The sequence below is a fragment of the Neobacillus niacini genome (genome assembly GCF_031457145.1).
Classification (GTDB): Bacteria; Bacillota; Bacilli; order Bacillales; family Cytobacillaceae; genus Neobacillus; species Neobacillus niacini_J.
The window spans coordinates 619,857-643,588 of the sequence record NZ_JAVDVZ010000001.1; the positions used below are offsets into that span (position 1 = coordinate 619,857).

Sequence of the window (23,732 nt, forward strand, 5' to 3'; positions counted from 1 at the left end):
GGTTTCAACTTTGGTATCAACCATACTTGCATCATTGATTTTTTTAATTACGCTTATTCTCGTTATATGGCAACCAAGAAATCTATCCATCGGTTGGTCCGCTTGTGGAGGTGCGATTCTCGCACTAATCGTTGGAGTGGTTGACTTCCATGACGTTCTGGAGGTGACCAATATTGTATGGAATGCAACTTTTTCATTTATTGCCATTATCATTATTTCATTAATATTAGATGAAATTGGGTTCTTTGAATGGTCAGCTCTCCATATGGCAAGAGCGGCTAAAGGAAATGGAATTAAAATGTTTGTTTATGTGAGCATTCTTGGTGCTCTAGTGGCAGCATTCTTTGCAAATGACGGGGCTGCACTTATCTTAACGCCAATCGTTTTAGCCATGGTTCGAAATTTAAAGTTGGAAGAAAAAATGATATTTCCGTTCATTATTGCTAGTGGTTTTATAGCTGATACAACTTCATTGCCGTTAGTGGTAAGTAATCTTGTAAATATCGTTTCTGCTGACTTTTTCGGAATTGGGTTTGCAGAGTTTGCCTCAAGAATGTTTGTACCAAATTTATTTTCTTTAGTGGCAAGTATTTTAGTCTTATACCTTTACTTCAGAAGGAACATCCCTAAAAAATATGATTTAGCTCATTTAAAGAAACCTGTAGAAGCCATTCGGGATCAAAAAATGTTTCGATTATCCTGGCTAGTCCTCGCTATATTATTGGCAGGATACTTTATAAGTGAATTACTAAATGTTCCAGTATCTATCATTGCAGGCATAGTAGCTATATTCTTCTTATTCATGGGAAGAAGAAGCCATGCTGTTGAAACAAAAAGAGTCATTAAAGGGGCACCATGGAATATTGTATTTTTCTCAATTGGAATGTATGTGGTGGTTTATGGCTTACGAAACGTGGGATTAACCAATGTTTTAGCTGACCTAATCCAGCTAACGGCCAATCAAGGATTATTTGTAGCAACCATTGGAATGGGTTTTATTGCAGCTATTCTATCTTCGATTATGAATAATATGCCTACTGTAATGATCGATGCTTTAGCAATTGCAGATACCAATACAAGTGGTGTAATTAGAGAAGCCCTAATTTATGCCAATGTAATTGGTTCTGACTTAGGTCCCAAAATTACCCCGATTGGCTCTCTTGCAACATTATTATGGTTACATGTTTTATCACAAAAAGGAGTTAAGATTTCATGGGGAACCTATTTTAAAACAGGTATCGTTTTAACCATACCAACTTTGTTCATTACTTTAATTGGTCTCTATATATGGTTGTTAATTATTTAAACAAAATTTTAAAGACAAAAAGGAGAAGTCATCATGGAAAACAAAAAGAAACTTTACTTTTTATGTACAGGAAATTCTTGCAGAAGCCAAATGGCAGAAGGATGGGCTAAAAAGCATCTAGGTGATGAGTGGGAAGTACGCAGTGCTGGGATTGAAGCACATGGTTTAAATCCAAATGCAGTAAAGGCGATGAAAGAAACAGGAATTGATATTTCAACTCACACCTCTGACATTATTGATTCTGAGTATTTGAACAATGCTGATTTAGTTGTAACTCTCTGTGGAGATGCGGCTGATAAGTGTCCAATTACACCGCCAAAGGTAAAACGAGTTCACTGGGGATTTGATGATCCTGCCAAAGCTCAAGGAACAGATGAAGAGAAATGGGCATTTTTCCAGCGTGTCCGTGATGAAATTGGAAATCGCATTGAGCGTTTTTCAAAAACTGGCGAGTAAGCAGGTGGTTCATCGCCTTTGACACGATGAACCACCCTATTATTTCTCTTTTTCGTGAGTCTCATCCATGATCCCTTTGGTTGATTGTTTAAATTCTCTAAGTGTAGTCCCAACTGCACGACCGAGTTCTGGGAGTTTTTTTGGTCCAAAGACAATTAAGGCTATTACAAATATGATTATCCCACCACTTAATCCGATATTTCCCATTTCAAGCACCCCTTAAAATTTTACAAAGAAAGCTGTAAAATACATGATTAAAATTCCAATTGTAAAGCCCGTAAAATTCATCCATGACACGAAAGGTTCATTATTCTTTTTATGATCTTCCATCAGCATCTTAGAGATAACAAAGATTACCTGCAAAATGGCACCCGCACCAATACCTAAAAATACTGCTCCCCATATGGGTGAAAAGATAAAGCCCCCGAACCAAGTTCCCAATATGGCAGGTGCACCGGCAATCGAACCTAATAACACAAACTGGCTAATCTTTGGTTTAGTTTTCAATAATGGTGCAGCAATTCCAATTCCCTCTGTAATATTATGCAGGGTAAACCCAATGATTAAAAACGTACCCAATGCAGCTTCACCAAGGGCAAATGAGGAACCAATTGCCAATCCTTCACCAAAATTGTGAAGTCCGATTCCTGTTGCCATTAAAAAGGAGATTCCTAGTGGCGAATACCCGTTGCTTTTTTGTCTTTTTTGTTGATATTGGTCGAATCCAATTAAGAGAAGAAAGGTAAGTATGGTACTAATGATAACAACCATATTCCCTTGAAATACGGAAGGGGCTTCGGCTCCAATTTCGAATCCATCGAATAATGTCCCAAAAAATAAGAATAATAAGAGCCCAACAGTAAGTGCAAGAATCGCATTAATCCAGCTTTTTTTCAAACGCTTCATAAATGGATACCACAATAATCCTAAGGTAATCGGTACTATTCCTACATAGAAACCAATAAATCCATAATTTAATACATTATCCCATGAAAATTCGGGGGTTAAAGTAGCTGCATCAATTACTGCTTCCGTAATAATTCCATTTTCGGAGATTAATAGAATCGTATGGGGGTCACCTTCAACCCATGGATAATTAATGGTTACCTTTCCATCTTCAAACCGTTTTAGTGTTGTATTAGGTGTCAATGAAAAATTCCATACCGAATCATCCACAATTACTTGAGAAATGGTCAAAGTCTCTGGACCAGTATTACTGACAGCTAATTCAAATCCTGACGGCACAATTTTTATTTGTTCAACATTTAGCACTTCAATTGGAGCAGCAGGTTCTCGTTCTACTCCAGCTCCATTTTTAAATACCCATCCCAAGACCAGCAGTAAAAGAACAAAGGGTATAAGACCTGTCATCAGCCATTTTGATTTCATTATTTACACTCCTTCCTATTCAACCTCAAAGAATCCCATCCAACCAAGCTCGGCAAATTCACTTACATGAGCGTGGAACATATATTTTCCTTTGTATGGAAAACGAACTTCAAGTATCCCACGTTCACCCTGGCCTTGCATTATGGTGTCTGTAAATTGAGAGGGGTTATCGTTTCTACCTGTTGGAATATAGGTGAAATAGTTGGCGTGTAAATGGAATGAGTTTAATAGGTCAAATTCGGTTAAATTGCTTAAATAAATACGGACAAGCTCATCCTTCTTGATTTTAATGGGATGATTCATAAAGGCAAATGCGTACCCATTCACCGTATAAAATTCGTTTGCACCATCTAAATCCAAATCAAATGCATTCATGACCATATTTAATTCTTTGGCTGGTTCCCTTGGTGTTTTTGGATCAATAATAAAATTTCCGTATAACCCTTTATGAATATGTCCGCGTAAAGGTAAAACATGGCAATGATAAATTTGTAAGCCATACGGCTTTGCTTCAAATCTATAAGTAAATGATTGACCTGGAGCAATAGGTTCAATTCCATCCATTTCTGGCGGATGAATCCCGTGAAAATGAATAGAGTGGGGATGGCTTCCTTGATTAGTAAAATGAAACTCTAATATATCCCCTTCGGTACAACGAAATGTTGGTCCTGGAATCGTTCCATTATAGGTCCAGCCTGGAAACTTTATTCCTTTTGCAATTTCAATTTCCTTGTCAATCGCTATTACTTCATATTTACGTGTCGTCCGACCATTTGAAAGTTCCGTAACTCCATAATCAAACTCGGTTAGAAGACGTGCAGCCATTTCATAACCTTCTGTTATCTCAGGATCAGTCATAGTGGTGTGACTTACATTATGACTATTGTGACTCGATGAATGATTCTCTGCTTTAACAACTTTGGAAAACGGTGCCACTTTATTTAAATAAATACTTCCTGCTATCCCCAGTGCTCCAGTCGTTCCTATTTTTAAAATATCCCGTCGAGAAATTTTTTTGTCTGACATCCTTTTACCTCCCCTTAAAAAGTTTCCTTAATGCAAATTTATTTGCGCTTGACAATACTTTATGACAAGGACAATCTTTTTGTCAATCACCAAGTGATGATTTTATATAAAAACATTCAAATAAATGTTTGACCATTGAGTGAACATTTGTATAAACTATAATCAAATGAACATTTGAATGAAGAGGGGTAATATCATGAGTAATGTTGGTTTAGAAAAAGTCAATGAGAAAACCGTTTACCGTGTACAGGGATTCACCTGAGCAGGCTGTGCGACAAAGTTCGAAAAGAACGTAAAACACCTGGATGGTGTTTTGGATGCAAGTGTAAACTTTGGTGCTGCTAAACTTACCGTTTATGGTGAAACAACAATCGAGGAACTTGAAAAAGCAGGAGCTTTTGAAAATATAAAGGTAGTACCAGAAAAACAAAAAATGGAAGAGAAAAAAGAGCCGTTCTTCCAAAAACATTCAACGGTCATAGCCTCGCTTGTTTTCTTACTGATTGGGTGGGTATCAGCGGAAATGAAGGGGGAAGAGAGTATTTCTTCCATTTTGGCCTATGGGGCATCAATGGTAGTTGGTGGTTACCGACTCTTTAGTACAGGGCTAAAGAATTTAGTTCGTTTAGAGTTTGATATGAAAACCTTGATGACCATTGCTGTTATTGGTGCGGCTTTTATTGGGGAATGGGGTGAAGGGGCAACTGTTGTTATCCTATTTGCCATAAGTGAAGCTCTTGAGTCTTACTCGATGGATAAAGCTCGTCAGTCGATTCGTTCTTTAATGGATATTGCTCCTAAAGAAGCGTTGATTCGAAGAGGGAATAAAGAGATAACGGTTGAAGTCGACGATATTCAAATTGGCGACATTATGATTGTCAAACCTGGGCAAAAAATTGCGATGGATGGAATTGTTGTAAAAGGGTTATCAGCCGTTAATCAAGCAGCGATTACAGGTGAATCAGTCCCTGTTGCCAAAACAGTTGACGATGAAGTGTTTGCAGGAACGTTAAATGCAGAAGGTTTACTAGAAGTTATAGTAACCAAACATGTTGACGATACAACGATTGCAAAGATTATTCATTTAGTCGAGGAGGCTCAGGCAGAAAGAGCACCTTCTCAGGCATTTGTGGATCGATTTGCAAAATATTACACGCCACTTATCATGCTGGTAGCATTTGGCGTAGCAGTGGTACCACCTATGTTCTTTGGAGCAGATTGGGACAAATGGATTTATCAAGGTTTGGCTGCTCTAGTAGTTGGATGTCCTTGTGCGTTAGTAATTTCAACTCCCGTTGCAATCGTAACGGCTATAGGTAATGCCGCTAGAAACGGGGTTTTAATTAAAGGCGGAATTCATTTAGAAGAAATGGGGGCAATTAAAGCCATTGCTTTTGATAAAACAGGGACTTTAACAAAAGGAATTCCTGTTGTTACAGATTACCTTCCACAGCAAAATAAAGATTCAAATGAGCTTCTTACTATTATCGCTGCATTAGAAAAAGGTTCTCAACACCCATTGGCTTCTGCCATCATGAAAAAAGCGGAACAAGAAAACTTACATTATCAAAGTGTTTTAGTTGAAGACTTTTCATCTATAACTGGAAAAGGGATTAAAGGAATCATTAATGGTGAGACCTATTATGTTGGTAATCCTAATTTTTTTGATGAAATCTTAACAAAGGGAATTCCCAATGACCTTAGATTCCAAATTTCTGAAATGCAAAATCAAGGAAAAACCGTTATGGTAGCAGGGACAACAACCGAAGTCATGGGGTTGATAGCAGTTGCGGATGTGTTAAGAGAAAACAGTAAAGGTGTAATAAAAAAGCTTCACACATTAGGTATACAAAAAACAATTATGTTAACAGGTGATAACGCTGGAACTGCAAATGCCATTGGAAAACAAGTAGGTGTTTCTGATATACAAGCAGAACTACTCCCACAAGATAAATTAACATTCATTAAAGAACTCAGAGGAAAATATGACCGTGTAGCAATGGTTGGAGATGGTGTAAATGATGCACCTGCACTTGCCGCTTCCACAGTGGGTATTGCAATGGGAGGAGCTGGAACAGACACAGCTCTTGAAACGGCAGATATTGCTTTAATGGCAGATGACCTTGGAAAACTTCCGTTTACGGTAAAGCTAAGTAGAAAAGCCTTAACAATCATAAAACAAAACATTACGTTCGCGTTGGGAATTAAACTCGTGGCCTTGCTGTTAGTCATTCCAGGATGGCTAACATTATGGATTGCTATATTCGCTGATATGGGTGCAACACTTATTGTCACATTAAATGGCTTACGACTTCTTAGGGTAAAAGACAAATAAGAAAGGCTTCCCGACCGTTTGGGAAGCCTTTTGTCATTTTTTAAGGGGGAAGAATATGCTTTATATGTTGTTGTTATTGGTGCAGGTTAAGCAGGGCTTACAATAATAAATTACTAAAACAAATGAAATTCAATTCTATTTAGGGTATTATTAAGGATATATTTAAAACAATATATTAAATGTTCCTAGGGGGTTGTAAATGTTAGAAATCCTATTTGCTGGAATTGCCCCTGGTTTAGCTTTATTAAGTTACTTTTATTTAAAAGATAAGTATGAACCAGAACCTGTGTCGATGGTATTTTTCACGTTTTTTTCTGGTGCATTGCTAATAATTCCAATAGCATTCATTGATTATGTACTTAAAGCTGAAAATGTTGTTAAATATGATTCTATTTATGCCATTTTTTCTTCAGGATTGATAGAAGAATTTTTTAAATGGTCCATTTTATTTGTCATTGCATACAGAAGTGTGGAATTTGATGAGCCTTTTGATGGCATTGTCTATGGAACCTCCGTATCTTTGGGGTTTGCAACTGTCGAAAATATCATGTATTTAATGACGAATGGGATGGAATTCGCTCTAACACGTGCATTACTGCCTGTTTCTAGTCATGCCTTGTTTGGAGTTATTATGGGATATTATATTAGCAAAGCCAAGTTTACAAAAGAATCGAGATGGCCATTATCCTTGTTATCTCTATTGCTTCCAGCCTTGCTACATGGGATATTTAATTTTTTATTGTTAAACCAAGGATCTTGGTTGTCCATGTCTCCTTATATGGTGTTTTTATGGTGGTTCGGTTTGAAAAAAGTACAATTAGCGGAAATTTCAAGTTATAACCATTTCCAAAAGAACTACATAATCAAACCAGGATCAAATCTAAAATCAGGAATGAAAATACTCCTTCCTATGAGTAGATAAATAAATATTGTTTTTGAGAGAGACTTAAGGATGAAGGGTTGAATAATATGAAAAAATTTCCCGTTACAATTCCGATTATGCTGATTGTAGTGGTGATAGCGATGTGGATGCTTGAAAAGGACTACTCCGAAATTAACTTTATGACGAGAATAATGATTTCTGTTGGTGCAGGCATTTTCTCGGGGTTAATTTCGTTCTTTTTATTCAGGTTTGACAAAATTAATAACAAATAAATACTACCGCCTATTGTTAAAATATGGACACAAAAAAGAGTATTTCTTAAAAGGAAAACTCTTTTTTGTGTTGAACAAGTATGATTAGTTTGGTTCTACATGAACATTGACATCAAAGACACTATGTTCTTTCATTAATTCATCCTCAACCTCGGTCGCAATATCATGAGCTTCTTTTAAATCCAAGTCGGAATTGACAAGAATCACTGTGTCCACTACCACGTTGTTTCCATAATTCCTTGCTTTAATATCTTTTACACCTTTAACACCGTAACAATTGATAATTGTGTCCTTATAGGAATCCAATAGTTTCTGATCAAATCCATCGGTTAAGTGATGAGAAGCATCACGAAAAATCTCCCAAGCGGTCTTGCAAATAATGAATCCAACTATAATTGCTGTAATCGGATCGAGCCAAGGAAGACCAAATTGAGCACCGATAATTCCCACGAAAGTACCGATACTGACCCATGCATCTGAAAGATTATCCTTTGCAGCAGCCATCACAGATTGGCTATTTATTTTACGTGCAAGTTTTTGATTGTAGCGATAAACAAAATACATAACAATGGCACTAAAAAGTCCTGTCCATGCTGCAATTAAATCTGGAGCTTCTTCTAATCTATTAAAGACGCTAGAAATTGCCTGATATGTAACCTGTATTCCAACCCCCATCATGATAAAAGAAGCTGCCATTGAGGCAACGGTCTCTGACTTCCAATGTCCATAGGGATGGTCATCATCTGGTGGACGCTGGGATAATTTTAGTCCAATTAATACAGCGATTGAGGCAATTATATCAGTGGCATTGTTAAAGCCATCTGCTTTTAAAGCTTCAGAATTTGCGATATATCCAATGATTAATTTTAATGAGGACAAACATAGATAAGCAATAATGCTTATTATTGCACCACGTTCTCCTCTTTTTAAATCGAGATATGCTTGTTCTTCCATTATTTTTCCCCCGTTAATTTATTACCCTTTTCATTATGTAACAAAAATATCTAGTGGGTCTAGAGAAACCTTTTGTCTTCTTCCTAACAAAGTAAAAGGGATGAAAAAAAGTTTCTCGAGGTAAACATATCGTTGTTATGCTTGAGATGGTACTGTTCCTATCAGTTGAAAAATTTAGTAAATCATTACTAAGAGTACATTTGTAATGGTAGGAAACACTATTCTAAAAAAGGAGTTCAAAAATGAAAAAAACACATGACCCGAAAGTTCTTGAAGTCTTAGGAGACAAAATTCAATTAATAAAAACAAATAAAGGTGCTATTTATTTAGTAGGTCCGATAAAACTTCCCGTTAATTTATATGGGGAAACAGTTGTCTTCCAATGGTATTGTTGGCTGAATTGTGATGAAGTAACAGAGGATTTTGAAAGGATCATTGATAAATTATCCTCTGTGAATCTTGCTGAGTTTCAACAATCCAGCGTCCTAGTTTATGGTGATTTTGAATTTGATGATAATGCTATTATTAGATTTCATTCCATTTGTCATACAGGAGATATATTTGGTAGTAAACGGTGTGACTGTGGTTTTCAATTAAAGCAGTCCATGAAAATAATTTCAGAACATGGGTCTGGTGCGTTATTTTATCTAGCGAACCACGAAGGAAGAGGTATAGGTTTATTCAGTAAAGCGCTGGCTTATCTTCTCCAAGAGAACGGCTATGATACAGTAGAAGCAAATGAAGCCCTCGGTTTTGTGGATGATTCTAGAAATTATGGGGATGCAATTCTAGTCCTGAAAGCATTACGGTCTAAACCTATAACACTAATAACAAATAACCCCAAAAAACTGCAAGCGTTAAAAAACGCTGGTCTAGAGGTTTCAGGAAGAGAACCATTATGGGGCGACATTTCTGAATATAACGAGAAGTACTTGAAGACAAAAGTAAATAAGTCTGGTCATTTAGAGGATGAGGGGATCTGTTGTAATGATTAATTTACAAATAACTCTTATCGAATAAGCCTTACAGTTGATAAAATCTGATTGAGGATGTCCAGACACTGTAAAATATCAAGCTAACTGGAAGGTACAGTTGCTGAATGGGTTAAAAAGGCGAATCAATAAAAGAAAAACTAATTGGAAATTCTCCGATTAGTTTTTTTCGATGCGGATAACTAAGTATGGACACGTTCTATGTCATTTTTTAGATATATGCCCATATTTTTTTGATTTCATAGTAAAATAGAGTAAATGTAGGGATATTATGGAATTGGACAAAGATGAAGTAATATTAATGCAATTAAATAATAAGGGCATAAGGTTTTTAAGACCAAAACTTTTTGCATAAATTCCACTATTTCAATCTAATAGTAAGGGTCATTACTGAGAAGAAATCAGGAAAAAGGGGGGAACACTTTTATGATCCCAGCAAAAATAGAGTCCATTTCTATTACAACAATAAGAGAAAAAGGCGTGGAATCCATCTTCGATTGGTTCAATCAACATAAACAATCGTTCTATACTCTTGGCTGGTGCTATCTTAGTAATCAGCAGCAAATGGAAGAGCTTTTTTACCGGTCCATTGTAAAAGTCCACAAGGAATTGCCTCGATTTAAAAGTGAAACATCCTTCGAAACGTGGGCTACATCGATTTTCATACATATCTGCCGGGAACTTTCTGATGATAGAAGTTTACTAGCTAGAGTGGAAAGTGAACCTCGTCAGGATATATTTAAAGCATTTGATCATTTGAAAGAGGACGAGAAAGAAGCGATAGTCCTTACATATGTAAAAGGACTCTCTCGGGAGGAAGTTGCACATCTTCTCCAAGTTAAAGTGGAAAAGGTAAAAGAGCTTTTGTTTTCCGGAATCCAGTCACTTAGAAATGAAATGGAGTACGGATCAACCTTTAATGGCTGTAAGGAGTATTATCAGGATTACATCGATTACTTGGAAAGATCAATGAATCGGCCGAAAAAAATTGATTTAGAGAAACATATTTATCATTGTCAAGACTGTCAGGAGGATCTAGCTACCTTTCAGGATGTCATGTTAACCATGGTTAATCTTACTGATAAGATGGAGGATTTGCATATGCCATCAGGTTTCATAGAGAACATCAAAGATAGACTGGCAGAAAAGGAAAAGCAAAGGCAACAGAAGAAGAAGAAACGTATTAGAATAGGACTTGTTTTTGTAGGTGTATTCGCATTTTTAATATTAATCGATTTTTTTACCGGGGCGTTTTCCAGCCTCTACTATTCATGGACAGAAGAAGATCAGGAGTTGAGTGCCTATCTGCAACAGGACCTGGGTGAAAGGCTGAACCTGGAAGCGGAAAGCGATGGGGTGAAAATTAGGATCAAGAGTGCCATTGCAGATGATGTTCAGACGCTTATTTTTTATGAAATAGAAGATATTAATGATGACAAACAATTTATGGTGAATTATGATGATGGGGTTTTTGTAGAGAACGAGCATGAAATTATGAGCGCTGTAAACTATCCATTGTACTATCCTCCTGACCTTGAAACAGATTTAAATAAACAAGAAAAGAACGTGTATCACGGGAAGATTAGTCTCCTGCCACTCACAAAGGATAACGGGACAATCAAACTCAAAATCACAAAGCTACTGAAATTGATTCAAGATTCCTCTGATCAAAATGGTATTAGGGTTAACGAAAACTTGGGGTATGAAACAGGGGAGTGGAACTTCGAAATCCCTGTATCAAAACAGGCTTCCAGCGAATATGCATTGAATGAAGAAACTGTAGTTGAGGGAATCCCGGTTCGATTTGATAAATTAATCATTGCGCCAACAGCCACGGTTCTGCAATATGGTATTAATGTTGAAGAGCACAAGAAGCGGATTGATGCTCTTAATTTTGACCATTTAGAAGTAAACAATAAAAAATTGAAAGCTAATATGTATGGCAGCTCTTTTTTGGATTTACAGCAAGACGTGAATTGGTATACGTTTCAAACACATTTTGGACCGCTTTTTGTTGAAAAACCAAAAGAAGTTAAGGTACAATTCGAATCTGTTTATGTAACGTTTGAAGATCAAAAAGTCATCGAACTGGATGGGTCTAGTGGATATCCTCAAACCTTTGAATATGCAGGCAGTACAATTTCTATCGACACGGTGGAAGTTGGACAGCCTACCAAAGTTGTCATTAGCAATCATGATATTAAGAATCGAGCCTATCAGTCGCTTCACTTCAATATTGTGGGTGAGGATGAAGATGAATCAAGGTCAATGGAGATGGAATCCGAAGCGCTGCTAGTTGATAAAAACGGAATTCAATACGATATGAATCAACCTGTCTCCCATGAGGAAATTGAGCAGCCTCGTTATTTCGAAACAGTTTATAGATTGACATTACACGGTGACAAAGTAATTCCTAAAAGTCTCGAAATTTTTGGATATAATACAATGAAATATTTGGATGATGTTGTAAAGATAACGTTGGATTAACAATGTGTACCTTCATCCTTCTATTTATCCGCAAAAAATTAAGAACCTTTATTAGATGAAGATGTTGAATTCCTTTTGTAAATCTAAAATGGGGTGCTGGGAATTTACGTGGTGTATAAGCAAGGGAGGCATCCCTTTCATATGAACATTTTTCCATATGAAGGGGATGCCTTTTAGTTTATAGGAACATTTTTTCTAATACTAATGGTTCGATGTACTCTCCATCTTTATAAGCGCGCATGTTACCCCCGGAGATTTCATCAATAAGAACAATTTGTTTGTCCTCGCCAGTTCGTCCAAATTCAAATTTAATGTCGTATAACTCGATGTCTTTCTTAGCAAGTTCCTCTTTGACTACATTTCCGATTTGTTGAGTGAGCTCTTTTAACACTATGTATTCATCCTTAGTTAAAATACCAAGCATATCTAAGGCATCCTGATTAATTGGAGGATCTTCACGGTCATCATCCTTTATGGTAACTTCTACGAAAGCATCAAGCGGTTGTCCTTCTATAGCGTACAAGCCATATCTGCGTAAAAAACTCCCTACGGCACGATATCTGCAAATGACTTCTAGACCTTTTCCAAATACTTCAGCAGGTTTAACCGTCATGGTTGCTTGTTCGATGTCAGCATCAATATAATGGGTTGGAATTCCTTTTTCTTTTAAAACCTCAAAAAAGTATTTCGTTAGTCTTAATCCCGCACGTCCAGCCCCTTCAATGGTTAGACCCACTGTATTTGCACCTGGGTCAAAAACTCCATCTACACCTGTAACATCATCTTTAAATTGAAGTAGATAATTTCCATCTTCCAATGCATATACATCTTTTGTTTTTCCTGAGTACGTAAGCTTCATGTCAAATCCCCTTTATGAAATTAAAATTTACTTTAGCTATAGCGCTGTATCATTATAATAATGTTAAAATTATCGTAGGACAAGGTAAACATGATGAAACTAAAAAGGTTTTGATTCGTAACACTGAATAGAAGAAAATAAAGGGGGATTTAAGTATGGGATTTTATTTTTACCTAACAATCATTATAGGCTTTTCTCTAATTTATTATGGATATGTTAAGAAAAAAGATAATGAACTAAAGATAAAAGAAATAGAGTTAGAGGAAAAAAAGGTAGAGCTAGAGATGAAAAAATTAGATTATGATAAAACGAATAGCATCCTATAAGGAAAGGCTGGATCAGACTAAAGGTATTCAGACTAGCATGAACCAACATGACTATAAACAAGTTTCCTTGTTTGCAATTGAAAACCCAAGTAAGAATAATCGAAACAGAAAAACACAACATGAGAAAAATCGGCAAATGAGTAAGAATAGTAGAAGGGTCAGAATCAGGCACCCCTTTTTGAGCAGTCGTTAAGAAATGTGGCAGATGCCAAAAAGCCCACAATATTGCTAGAAGCAGGGTTGCCTTTAACGGACCAAATTTGGATTGCATACGAGGTAAAGCAAAGCCTCTCCAACCGATTTCCTCGGGAAATGGACCACCACCAAAGAAAAAGGCAATTAGATAGAAAGGATATGTAATAAAAAATGCTGCGGTAAACCTTCGAATTTCGGAATTCCTCCATTTATTATCAACATCCCCACATACAAAGTATGGGAATCCTTATCATAAGTAAATGAGGTTTTATAGAAATCTTTTCATTAAGCTATAAAGTTAGAAAATTTCTGAATCCATAAGATTAAATTGATTAATAATAAAACAAAATTATTAATTTATGGAGGATTGGAACACATTGACTGTCAATGGATTAAATCAAACCTACCTTAAAGTAGCTGATATCAACTTGTACTGTGAATACATATTGAATAATAAACCACCGATTCTTCTGATCCACGGTTTTGCATCTTCGACCTATACATTTCGTCGGATCATTCCTTTTCTGCAAAAGCAGTATTCTGTCATCGCCGTCGACCTCCCCGGCTTTGGAAAAAGTGAGAAGTCGACTTCGTTTATATATAGTTTTCAAAACTATGCGAAGCTAATGATAGAATGCATCCATCAGTTTGGGTATTCTAATACTCATATTGTTGCGCATTCAATGGGGGGACAAATTGCCCTAAATATGGCACTAATCGCTCCTGAGAAAATTAACAAATTAGTTTTGTTATGTAGTTCAGGATATTTGAAGCGAGCAAAAAAGTTTCTCATTTTCACTTCCTATTTACCTTACTTTGAAAAATTTGTTCATTATTATATTCAAAGAAAAGGCATCAAACTTCACTTGAGAAATGTCTTTTTTGACCAAACATTGATCAATGATGAATTGATTCAAGAATTCGGTAAACCGCTGAATGAAAAAGGATTTTATAAGGCTTTAATCCGACTGCTGCGTCATCGTGAGGGTGATTTACTGCCAAAGCAGCTTTGGGATATTCATGTCCCAACATTATTAATATGGGGAGAGGAAGACCGTGTTGTTCCTGTGGAGGTGGGTCAACGACTAGTTAGTGATTTACCGGATGCTCAGTTAATTACGTATGAAAAAACAGGACATTTAATTACCGAGGAACGACCAGAACTTGTTTTTAACAATATAATGATGCATACATTCTGAACATTAAAATGAACGATGATGTTTTAGGCGTTAAGGAAAAGGAAAAAAGCTAACTTAAAAAAGTGGTTCATCAAGAACCTTTTAAGTTAGCTCATTCCTATAAATGCCATTTAAGAATGTTTTTCTTTTGCCTCTTCATAGTAAGGATCTCCAACCTTTAGAATGAATTGCAGAATGTCCTCTGCTGCATTTGTATTTATAAAATTCCTTTGACTGATTATCATTTCATTTATTTTTTCGCCATTATTTTCGAGCAAATCGGTTAGTGTATATTTAATTTCCTTTGGATTTTTGCATACCACTCCCAAATTCAAATTCTCGGCAAAAGTAGGGTTATCCTCTTCCTGACCTGGCAAAGCCCCAGTAATGATTAACGGTGTATTGGTAGCTATTGCCTCAAACATGACATTGGGACTGCCTCTGGTAAAGGCAATATCAGAAGTTAGCATTAAATCTTGGATATTTTGGGTGAACCCATAAATCTCTACTCGATCACCATATTTGGCTTTTAAGGACATTTCCAGCTTGGTTTTAAGATTTACATTTTTTCCAGCTACTATTTTGACTGTACAATCAAAATGATTCAGGAGATTTTCGGCTATTTTCTTCATATTTCCTACACCTTCACCACCACTCATGACCAAGCATGTTAAAGATTGCCCAGGACTATAAAATTTTCGTTGATTATTGCTCTTAGGAAAAAATCGGGATCGGACTGGAAAACCGGAAACCTTTATTTTCTCATCTGGAATCCCAAATGCAATACACTTCGTTTGGGCTTCGAAAGTAGGGCTAATAATGTAATTGGCCCTCTTGTCTGCCCAAAGAGGAAAAATGTTTACAAGATCGGCAATGAGAGTAAAGAATGGGATATGGATATTTTGCTTTTCTAAAATGTTTAAGATGGAGCCATTAAAATTAGGATGAACAGATAAAATCATATCTGGCTTCACTTCTTCCAGTAATTTTAAAAAGTTATCCTTTATCAGTGATTCAATCATATTGTCTACTAAGTGGGGCTTCATAGCGGATAGTTTCCAAATCATTTTCCAAAGATTTTCTGAATTTCTGGTGATAGGACCGTAGGATTGGCCGATTTTTAAAAGCAATCGTTTACCAAGAGAAAACCCATCTACTACAAAAACTTTTACTCCATTATAAGTTTGGACTTTCTCACACAGAGATTCTGTGATACTTTTATGCCCGTGCCCGGTAACATCAGAGGAAATAATCAGTAATTTCTTTTCCATAAAATCACTCCTTTTTTAAGATTGAAGTATTTTTCAATTGTCTTATTACCTGCTTGTATTGTTTTAAGGAGTGTAATGTACCGATAAAACAATTCATAATCTTGTAATCGGACGATACAGCGATGATGGTAAGATTGGGAAAAAACTTATTGGTACGAAAACGAAGGTCCTTCCAATAGATTAAATAGCCACTTTTTCTTATGTGAACAAATGGATAAGCATAATGGGTACTAGAAAGAAAATCAGAAACAACAGGGTGTCTTTTACTGTCAGAGACTAGTTCAGGAAAGTCTATTTTCTTTGAAAGCGAATGATCGACCTTTAGTCTGCCTTTTGAGAAAACGCCAAATAAGTATTCTTCTTTAGTCTCAATGATTACGTCCCAATGAAACAAGAAAATGCGTGGGATCAATTTAATTCGGATTGAATTGTGGAATTGGAGATGTACATTTCTCTTTGTTACCACTGTCGATAGAGTCCGGACAGCAAGGTAAAGAAAAATAAATATATATATGATGAAAAAAACTTTACCCATTTGGAAAAATGAAAGAAGGAAAAAACCTAGCAAATGTACCAATAGAATAATAGGGTCCACTAATGGGAGCGAGTCAAACGCAATCCATTTTTTTGAGAAGGGAAGTAAAACTTGAGTTCCATGTACATTAAATAAATCAAAAAATACATGTAGAATAACAGCTATGAATGTCCAAAAAAATAAATGGAGAAAAGATGACGCCGGAAAAAAAGAATAAATAATACCCGAAACGGCGATACTCCATAGAGGCAATGCCAGAAAGGAATGAGAAAAGGCACGGTGATTCCGAATATAGCTGCCCTTTCCTTTCATTCGATAGATGAAGTCAAAATCAGGGGAATTCGAACCAATTACTGTACCGAACATGACGGCTTGTGACAGGGCAGAATGATTAGCGACAACTGGATCAATTTGAGCAAGGGCAGCTAATCCTAAACCCATAACGATGTGAGAACTCGTATCCATACAATCACTCCTTTATTTTGCTTGACAAACTCACAGCTATAGTAATGATTTTTTGGATCGAAACTAATGTACAATTGATATTAATATTTAAACGGTGCTATTATCCAAAGAATATTGATAAAACCACTTAGGAAATGTGTAATTCCTCTTAATTATACTTGGTGTTTGTTCCTTCATTCATAATTTAATGTAAAGATTATGTATAGATTCTGTATATTGGTATTGGTTCTTCATAGTTTGATATATGGGTTTGGTGAGGGGATCATTAGTATTTACTCCAGCCAAGATAACAGCACAATCTCGACGAGCTAAACTTTATAAAATAAATAATGAATGCCTTGCAAACAACTATGCAGTTTATGTAGTGAATGAATCACTTAATACGATTTTAAACAGCAACTTTGTGTACGAAAAGAGCATAAAGAAAAAAGGAAACTGCCTTTCTGGGCAGTTTTTCTTATGGCTTTTCCAAGGCAGACAAAGTCTAAATGTCTTTGTAGTTGTTGTATTTTTCCACTGTTCGTAATAGTTTGCTTAGGTGGATTCCTTCTATTCAAATTAGAAGATAGGATAGGAATTAGGAGGAGGAAATAATCACCATCTTGATATCACCTACATTATAATATTGATAAAATACAGTAACCGTTAAGGTGTGAAGGGGTTGGAAGTGGGGGTTAAATGGGGATGTAGTGAGAATGAAACCACAAAGAATGAGACTTGAAGAGCAGAATTTAAGGAGCTGTACAATAGAATACAAAAAAAGGGGCTAAAGGTATGCACTGGGGAAAAGTAGTGATGCATAGTTTGAGCTTAATTATCTTGTTTTTGGCAGCGGCTATGTTTGTGAATCCATTGACCGATGGGATTGATAACAGTACAATTCGAGTTGTTGTTAAAGAACTAATACGTATTGGCGTTACTGTTGGTCTGCTTTGGCTGTACGCGAAGCGATTCTTTAAAAAGCCGAATTCATACTATCGAATCCCAAAAAGATTCAAACTGAGTAAACTTTGGTTCTTGGTTGGATTTTCACTTCCACTTATCGTGGTCGTCTTTTATTTACTTACGGAAAATGTCGTGTTCGATCAGCAAAACAATCTTCCTATTACAACTTTACTAACGTTTATCATTGGAGCACTTGTAACGGCGTTTTCTGCTGGAGTGATCGAAGAGATTTTGTTCCGTTGCTATTTGTTTAAGCTAATCGAAGACAAATGGAATGTGGCGACTGCTATTTTCGTAACTTCTATCCTTTTTGGCGCTTTACATTTAATTACGGTCAATGGGCTTAAGATCCTTGATGTGTGCTTAATCCTGACCGCAGGTACATTGGCAGGTATATTGTTTTCACTTATTGTTTATAAGACAGGGAATGTATGGAATGCGGTTGTCGTCCATATAATATGGAACTTTTTTTTGAATTCTAAAATGGTACAATTTGTTTCCGAAACAGATAGAAATTCCTCACTGGTATTGTTAAGGCTTAAATCAGACAACGTATGGATAACAGGTGGAACTTTTGGAATAGAAGCTGCTCTTCCTGTTGTCGTACTGTATATTCTCACAATCGGCTGGCTCGTCAATCGCAAACCAGGATTCATGAAGCATGATAAAACTAAAACGTATGAATAAAAATATAACCATTTTTTTGGCTGTTTAGACAAGTTACCTTTTAGATTCCCAAAGCTGTCCGAATCGAAGTGAGAAGGCGGAGAGATTTTCAGTCACTATAGCCATAAGATGACAAAAACTTGTCTGAAATCTCCTTTATATGGACGTATTAGTACTGAGAGCATCAAAGTATACGAAAACAGCCTTTCTTTAAATTCTTAATCGTTTTTTATAAAGTTAGAGACACCAAGATATCAAATTGTCTTGGTGTCTCTTTTTTTTAGACTGTCCAACATTTCACATTCTGGCGGAGAAATGGAACTCAGTAATATCTATTTTTAAAGTTATTTTTATTTTGCTGATTAAACTAAAGCACCACATTAGTGAACTAGGGCAATTTTACATCTGATCTTTATTCATAAAATCAATTTCTTCTACGCGACCATCAGGATGAATGATTGTCTTCCTTGCGAATCCTTTCGCTGCCTTCTTCATTGTGTCATTAAGCATATTTTTTAGTTTGGTTGTAAGTGGGTGACTAGACGGACCAGAATGTTTTTCATGGCATTGTGTGACAGATAGATTCTCATCATCAACAATAACTGCAGTTGAGGCAAAAGTAAATCCACCTCCAGGGCTAGTACCAGAAAAAGTAAAATGTGCTATGTCAGGGCCACTTAATGTTTCAAATAGTCCCAGAGTATAAACTCCAAATGCATTCCCCATAACACCGGATCCCCCAGTCACCAGAATGGAACCCTGTGGCGTGAATTCACAAATTGGAGGATTTATGGACGTTGCAAGAAATTCATAAACCGGAACCGTAATCGTGCTGCCGGCAAATTTACAATTCGGACAAATATTCGCTACAATGTTGTCACTATCCACAAACCCTTTGCACTCACACTTATTTTTCTTTTTATCATGACATCCGCAATTTAAATCTATCACTGGCCTAAATTCTATGAGTGGCATATTTGCATCTTCTTTGTACTTTATCTTTTTATCATCATCAGACATTTTTCCCCTTCTCCTTTCACACACATTCTTTTTAAAATATGAAGATGTGAAAGAAAAGGCTTGTGCTAAATAAATATCCTTTATACAAATAGTGGTAACCTATAGTAGTGCGAGAAATTCAATTAAGAATGTAGCCCATTATGAATCACTGTCACTTCACAAAAAAGAATAATTTATTTCCTTTGAATATGTATTGAAGCAATAGATGGAGTAAGGTAATCTTTTTCACCTGTGGAAAAATCAAATTGTTGGCGATTTATTGCCCCATTTTTGAACAACCTCATCCCCCCTTTAGAAAAACCAATAGATAGATGTCATCTCTACTATCAATATTACTTTGGTCTATAAAATCAACAGCCAATTTTTCGTTAATACCTTCTTGAGTAGTATAGGGTGTAAAATGGAAAGCGAACAGTGACAGGCATCCCAAATCTATCATATAGTCTGAGACAATAATTTTGATTTAGTCTTAGTCGATATAGTGAAATTTTGCAAATCTTCAGACCTAAGTCGATAGGATATAACTTTTTTCTTGAACTGCTTGGCTACATCAACGTAATCAGCGTAACAAAACACAAAGATATTAATATCTTTCTTGCCTCTTTTTTTGTTGATCACAAATGGAGTAACATTTGTCTTTGGATGTAAATAATTTTTCATTGCCTATAAAATAACTACAAAAAAATAAAACTACCATCGCAGCAACAAGTACTAGTATTTGTTTATTTGTGTGATTATCAACACATTATGATCGATACTTTGGGCGTATGCTATAAGAAGTTACAAGCCATCATGATGATAAGAATCTCTTATGAATGGCGAAGGAAGGCTTAGGAGGTTTGACGATGGAGGCTTCGAACACTGAATTAAGTGCTCCACTACAACAATTAATGGACGAGCATGTGTCGCTCCGGGCAGATATGGATGATTTCTATGAAATCACGGAAGATATAGAATTCGAATCGGGTCCTGCTGTCGTTCTACTGTTTGCGAAATTGTATGAGCGGGTTTCGGCTTTCACTGATAAGCTAAAGGCACATTCCAAACGAGAGGAGGAAGGGTTGTTTCCTATGATGAACCTCCACCTCGGAGAGAATGATCGAACCATCGAAGTGATGGAATTTGAACATGAGAAAGCGGAGCAGCACCTACAGGACTTTCTGACGGAAACTGGTAAGAAGGGATTGAGCATTGATGAAAACACAGCACAATGGATTGCCGTTTACGCTGTCCAGGCTCATGCTACCTTAACTCAACACTTTGCGAAAGAAGAAAAAGTGCTATTTCCGTTGGCGGAGAATATCCTGTCGACTGAGGAAAAGGAGGAACTGGAACGATTTTTTCTGGCTTGATAGTATTGAACTTACGGGGCAGGCAAATTTCCAGATTAAGTACGGAGAGCCTTTTCATAAGTAAATGAGGTTTCTTGCCGAATGCCTCTCCTTAAGGTTGGAGAGGCTAGAACATAATAAGTTTTTTAACGGAAATAGAAATGATAAGAATGGTATTGCCGAATGATAAAGAATATGGATTGACAAATGTAATAATTCTATTAAACTAAAAATAGTTCTATCCTCAAAATATTCCTTTTATCTTAGCGACTCCGCAAGTCTTTATTTGTCGTTTACAATTCTCCAAACCTCTTTTTTTCACTCGCATTAACACTCATTAATTTTCAAAATCCGTTCGAAGTTCAAATGAATAAATAATGGAGATGATTCATTCGGGGCATCGATTATGTACCCTATTAAATGCCCATGTTGTGGATGTTCTACATCTTTTTGATATATTGTCTATCGTATATAAAGGGTGCTGTAAAAGACATGACCATTAGATAGGAGGAGGGATGCTATGGGATTTGAAGAAGAATACCAGACCTTTTTGAATACTCACTTGCAGGCAAGAACCGGTGAACGGTTGCGGCGTTTACAAGAAGGTCACAACCAGGCTGAAATGTTGTTTTTGAAGCAAGTGTGGTGGCCCTCATTTTCCCACTTTCGGTATCTTCATCCAGAGTATGAAGTTGATGATTTCAAAGATGGAAAAAGGTATTTGGATTTTGCTTATATTCGACCCGCCATCCGGATTTGTCTTGAGGTTGACGGGTATGGCCCTCATCTAAAGAACATAAGCAGATGGCAATTTTCAGACAACCTGGAACGTCAAAACCAGCTGGTGATTGATGGATGGACCGTGATCCGTTTTTCTTATGATCAAGTTAATGAGAAGCCTCGTCGATGCCAACAGATTGTTCAGCAAGTGATTGGCCGATGTCTGGGGGATGAATTGGACCAGACCTCTCTGTCCTTTCTCGAAAAGGAAGTGCTTCGGCTAGCGATTCGAAAAGGAGAAGCCATATCCCCTATAGAAGTCGAGAAGTATTTGAAGTTAAGTGACAAGACGTTAAAAAAAGTACTTTCTCAACTAGTCGATAAAAAGATGCTGATTCCCGCATCTGGAATCAGAAGGGTCCGCTCTTATCGATTGGGGGATCAGGTTAAGCACCCAATCTGTTAAATAGACGGAAAAATCCGCTTAATTATTAAATAAAATAAAAACTAGCTTAAATAGACGGAGAGATTCCGCCTATTGACTCGAAAAACGTGAAAATGGGGGATTTTGCTTTGCATAAGCGGAAAATCTCCCCTTATTTACCCCGAAACGAGCTTCATTCTGAATATAACCGGAAAATCTCCGCTTATTTTACGTTTGCTGGGTTCCTCAATAGAGGAAAGACTCCTTATTTAAAAGGAAGTGAGATGTTTTTGTTTACTCATTAAGGCTGTAGCAGGTTAGTATAATTCCTTATTCAATACAAAAACAGTTCAACTACAAAAACTGAAAAACTGGCCAATAGGGCAACACTCACCAGGCTGGCCCCCCGGTAGGCAAAAAGAATTGCAACAATAAAGCCAACTAGTGCGGACCATGGCGAAGCCGTTGCGTCTAAAATTGCTGGAAAAACCATCACTGCCAATGTCACATATGGAACATAGTATAAAAATGATCGGATAAAGACATTTTTGATTTCTTTTCTGATGATTGTAAGCGGCAGAACTCTAATGAGATACGTGACAACTGCCATCACCAAGATATAAAAAATAGCATTATTCATATTCATGAGTATGCTCCTTTACCGGAAAGACAACCGCTGCGATACCTGCAATCAAAATGGTTAAGATGATAATTTTTACTCCGGATGAGATAGACTGGAGGATTTGCAGCTCAGCAAATACCAGGCTTAGTACCATAGAAATGACAATCAGTCCCGTAAGGATTTTATTCCCTTTTGCCGGAGGGATAATGACAGCAAGTAGCATTCCGAACAGTGCAATACTTAATGCACTAATCATTCTTGGCGGCAGAATATTTCCGGAAATAACGCCAAATAATGTACCGAGTGCCCATCCTGGCACCGCAACACTCATCAAGCCATAAGCGTAATAAGGGCTTAACTTTCCAGGAACCGCAATGGACACTCCGAATACCTCATCTGTAATCCCATATGCCATGATTAATCGATGGAAAACGGGCGTGTTTGGATCGATCTTTTGAGATAAAGCAAAGGACATTAGAAAATATCTAGAGTTGATAATTAGCTGTGTGACAGCAATTTCGACAATTGCTGCGGCACTGGCAATAAGCGTAAGCCCAGCAAACTGTCCAGCGGATGTTAAATTAGTCACGGACATCAATACCGCTTCAAACGGATTTAGCCCGGCTTGCTTGGCAAGAATGCCAAAGGTAAACGAAACCGCAAAATAACCCATTGCAATGGGAATTCCGTTCTTTATCCCACTTTTCCATTCTCCTATTTTCGTTTTCATCTTCTCTCTTTCTCTCCTCTAATGATGCTACCATGAAAGGGTAATTTGATCAGAATTATTTCTATATCAATTGATTCGGTTGGCACTTTTTAATATAAAAATGATTCTAGCATACGTAATTGTATTAGTAAAATTAATAATTATAGTGTTATATAAGGAAATCAATCGCTTTAAAAGTATTAGTTTTAATTTTTCCAATACAAATATTTCAGATTTATAATCTAACATTAACTAAAAAGACTAAGCTAAATCATAAAGTTGTGGCTTTTCTAATAGCTTTTTTATAGATAAATTCGATATCCGTATTTTGGAAACACTCTCGTTAGTTGGGTAAAAAGTAGTGAG

23 protein-coding genes and 1 pseudogene are annotated in these 23,732 nt (G+C 36.6%); 12 read left to right on the top strand and 12 right to left on the bottom strand.

Annotated features, from left to right (window positions below; genetic code table 11):
• Positions 1-10: 10 nt before the first annotated feature.
• Both J2Y03_RS03340 and arsC read left to right on the top strand, forming a co-directional pair.
• On the top strand, positions 11-1,306 hold the full coding sequence (locus J2Y03_RS03340) for an arsenic transporter (protein WP_310190638.1): 1,296 nt from the start codon (positions 11-13) through the stop codon (positions 1,304-1,306).
• Between the two features lie 33 nt (positions 1,307-1,339).
• Positions 1,340-1,762 (top strand): arsenate reductase (thioredoxin), encoded by a 423-nt coding sequence (gene arsC / locus J2Y03_RS03345; protein ID WP_310190641.1) that lies wholly within the window; start codon positions 1,340-1,342, stop codon positions 1,760-1,762.
• Between the two features lie 39 nt (positions 1,763-1,801).
• On the opposite strand, the gene J2Y03_RS03350 is transcribed toward arsC, so the two are convergent.
• The 3 genes from J2Y03_RS03350 to J2Y03_RS03360 are packed head-to-tail and all read right to left on the bottom strand — an operon-like array spanning position 1,802 to position 4,177.
• Entirely contained in the window at positions 1,802-1,969 is a 168-nt protein-coding gene (locus J2Y03_RS03350; protein WP_310190643.1) for a twin-arginine translocase TatA/TatE family subunit, read from the bottom strand.
• A gap of 12 nt (positions 1,970-1,981) precedes the next feature.
• Complete coding sequence (locus J2Y03_RS03355) at positions 1,982-3,151, bottom strand: ZIP family metal transporter (protein ID WP_310190645.1); 1,170 nt, start codon at positions 3,149-3,151, stop codon at positions 1,982-1,984.
• Between the two features lie 15 nt (positions 3,152-3,166).
• On the bottom strand, positions 3,167-4,177 hold the full coding sequence (locus tag J2Y03_RS03360) for a multicopper oxidase domain-containing protein (protein ID WP_310190647.1): 1,011 nt from the start codon (positions 4,175-4,177) through the stop codon (positions 3,167-3,169).
• A gap of 196 nt (positions 4,178-4,373) precedes the next feature.
• Here J2Y03_RS03360 and J2Y03_RS03365 point away from each other — a divergent pair, with 196 nt between their 5' ends.
• From J2Y03_RS03365 to J2Y03_RS03375, 3 genes are all read left to right on the top strand, one after another.
• Complete coding sequence (locus J2Y03_RS03365; RefSeq protein ID WP_310190649.1) at positions 4,374-6,512, top strand: heavy metal translocating P-type ATPase; 2,139 nt, start codon at positions 4,374-4,376, stop codon at positions 6,510-6,512.
• A gap of 199 nt (positions 6,513-6,711) precedes the next feature.
• Entirely contained in the window at positions 6,712-7,434 is a 723-nt protein-coding gene (prsW, locus tag J2Y03_RS03370) for a glutamic-type intramembrane protease PrsW (protein WP_310190650.1), read from the top strand.
• A gap of 47 nt (positions 7,435-7,481) precedes the next feature.
• Complete coding sequence (locus J2Y03_RS03375) at positions 7,482-7,667, top strand: histidine kinase (protein WP_310190651.1); 186 nt, start codon at positions 7,482-7,484, stop codon at positions 7,665-7,667.
• A gap of 84 nt (positions 7,668-7,751) precedes the next feature.
• Here the strand turns inward: J2Y03_RS03375 and J2Y03_RS03380 are convergent, their stop codons facing one another.
• On the bottom strand, positions 7,752-8,621 hold the full coding sequence (locus J2Y03_RS03380; RefSeq protein ID WP_132090412.1) for a cation diffusion facilitator family transporter: 870 nt from the start codon (positions 8,619-8,621) through the stop codon (positions 7,752-7,754).
• Between the two features lie 242 nt (positions 8,622-8,863).
• Here J2Y03_RS03380 and J2Y03_RS03385 point away from each other — a divergent pair, with 242 nt between their 5' ends.
• Both J2Y03_RS03385 and J2Y03_RS03390 read left to right on the top strand, forming a co-directional pair.
• Positions 8,864-9,616: a GTP cyclohydrolase II gene (locus J2Y03_RS03385; protein ID WP_310190655.1), complete on the top strand. Its 753-nt coding sequence runs from the start codon at positions 8,864-8,866 to the stop codon at positions 9,614-9,616.
• A gap of 423 nt (positions 9,617-10,039) precedes the next feature.
• Positions 10,040-12,100 (top strand): sigma-70 family RNA polymerase sigma factor, encoded by a 2,061-nt coding sequence (locus J2Y03_RS03390; protein ID WP_310190657.1) that lies wholly within the window; start codon positions 10,040-10,042, stop codon positions 12,098-12,100.
• A 178-nt stretch (positions 12,101-12,278) separates the two neighbouring features.
• On the opposite strand, the gene J2Y03_RS03395 is transcribed toward J2Y03_RS03390, so the two are convergent.
• Complete coding sequence (locus J2Y03_RS03395) at positions 12,279-12,959, bottom strand: phosphoribosylaminoimidazolesuccinocarboxamide synthase (protein ID WP_310190658.1); 681 nt, start codon at positions 12,957-12,959, stop codon at positions 12,279-12,281.
• 155 nt (positions 12,960-13,114) lie between these two features.
• Here J2Y03_RS03395 and J2Y03_RS03400 point away from each other — a divergent pair, with 155 nt between their 5' ends.
• Positions 13,115-13,285 carry a hypothetical protein gene (locus J2Y03_RS03400; RefSeq protein WP_310190659.1) on the top strand — a complete coding sequence of 57 codons (171 nt, stop codon included), beginning with the start codon at positions 13,115-13,117 and terminating at the stop codon, positions 13,283-13,285.
• Positions 13,286-13,292: 7 nt separating this feature from the next.
• On the opposite strand, the pseudogene J2Y03_RS03405 reads toward J2Y03_RS03400, so the two are convergent.
• Positions 13,293-13,714, bottom strand: a pseudogene (locus J2Y03_RS03405) (CPBP family intramembrane glutamic endopeptidase); the annotation flags it as partial.
• 143 nt (positions 13,715-13,857) lie between these two features.
• Here J2Y03_RS03405 and J2Y03_RS03410 point away from each other — a divergent pair.
• Positions 13,858-14,679: an alpha/beta fold hydrolase gene (locus J2Y03_RS03410; RefSeq protein WP_310190660.1), complete on the top strand. Its 822-nt coding sequence runs from the start codon at positions 13,858-13,860 to the stop codon at positions 14,677-14,679.
• A gap of 110 nt (positions 14,680-14,789) precedes the next feature.
• Here J2Y03_RS03410 and J2Y03_RS03415 read toward each other — a convergent pair whose 3' ends face one another.
• Positions 14,790-15,929 (bottom strand): MGDG synthase family glycosyltransferase, encoded by a 1,140-nt coding sequence (locus J2Y03_RS03415; RefSeq protein ID WP_310190662.1) that lies wholly within the window; start codon positions 15,927-15,929, stop codon positions 14,790-14,792.
• 4 nt (positions 15,930-15,933) lie between these two features.
• Positions 15,934-16,929 carry a metal-dependent hydrolase gene (locus J2Y03_RS03420; RefSeq protein WP_310190663.1) on the bottom strand — a complete coding sequence of 332 codons (996 nt, stop codon included), beginning with the start codon at positions 16,927-16,929 and terminating at the stop codon, positions 15,934-15,936.
• A gap of 774 nt (positions 16,930-17,703) precedes the next feature.
• Here J2Y03_RS03420 and J2Y03_RS03425 point away from each other — a divergent pair.
• Positions 17,704-18,561: a CPBP family intramembrane glutamic endopeptidase gene (locus tag J2Y03_RS03425; RefSeq protein ID WP_310190665.1), complete on the top strand. Its 858-nt coding sequence runs from the start codon at positions 17,704-17,706 to the stop codon at positions 18,559-18,561.
• 378 nt (positions 18,562-18,939) lie between these two features.
• Here the strand turns inward: J2Y03_RS03425 and J2Y03_RS03430 are convergent, their stop codons facing one another.
• Both J2Y03_RS03430 and J2Y03_RS03435 read right to left on the bottom strand, forming a co-directional pair.
• Positions 18,940-19,560, bottom strand: coding sequence for a hypothetical protein (locus tag J2Y03_RS03430; protein WP_310190666.1), 621 nt, complete (start codon positions 19,558-19,560; stop codon positions 18,940-18,942).
• Between the two features lie 435 nt (positions 19,561-19,995).
• Complete coding sequence (locus J2Y03_RS03435; protein WP_310190668.1) at positions 19,996-20,220, bottom strand: YfmQ family protein; 225 nt, start codon at positions 20,218-20,220, stop codon at positions 19,996-19,998.
• A gap of 185 nt (positions 20,221-20,405) precedes the next feature.
• Between J2Y03_RS03435 and J2Y03_RS03440 the strand changes: the two genes are divergently transcribed.
• Positions 20,406-20,912: a hemerythrin domain-containing protein gene (locus tag J2Y03_RS03440; protein ID WP_310190669.1), complete on the top strand. Its 507-nt coding sequence runs from the start codon at positions 20,406-20,408 to the stop codon at positions 20,910-20,912.
• A 499-nt stretch (positions 20,913-21,411) separates the two neighbouring features.
• Complete coding sequence (locus J2Y03_RS03445; RefSeq protein WP_310190671.1) at positions 21,412-22,077, top strand: DNA-binding response regulator; 666 nt, start codon at positions 21,412-21,414, stop codon at positions 22,075-22,077.
• A 292-nt stretch (positions 22,078-22,369) separates the two neighbouring features.
• On the opposite strand, the gene J2Y03_RS03450 is transcribed toward J2Y03_RS03445, so the two are convergent.
• Both J2Y03_RS03450 and J2Y03_RS03455 read right to left on the bottom strand, forming a co-directional pair.
• Positions 22,370-22,681, bottom strand: coding sequence for an AzlD domain-containing protein (locus tag J2Y03_RS03450; protein ID WP_310190672.1), 312 nt, complete (start codon positions 22,679-22,681; stop codon positions 22,370-22,372).
• Entirely contained in the window at positions 22,668-23,387 is a 720-nt protein-coding gene (locus J2Y03_RS03455) for an AzlC family ABC transporter permease (RefSeq protein WP_310190674.1), read from the bottom strand. The genes J2Y03_RS03450 and J2Y03_RS03455 overlap by 14 nt, the downstream gene beginning before the upstream one ends.
• Between the last annotated feature and the right edge of the window lie 345 nt (positions 23,388-23,732).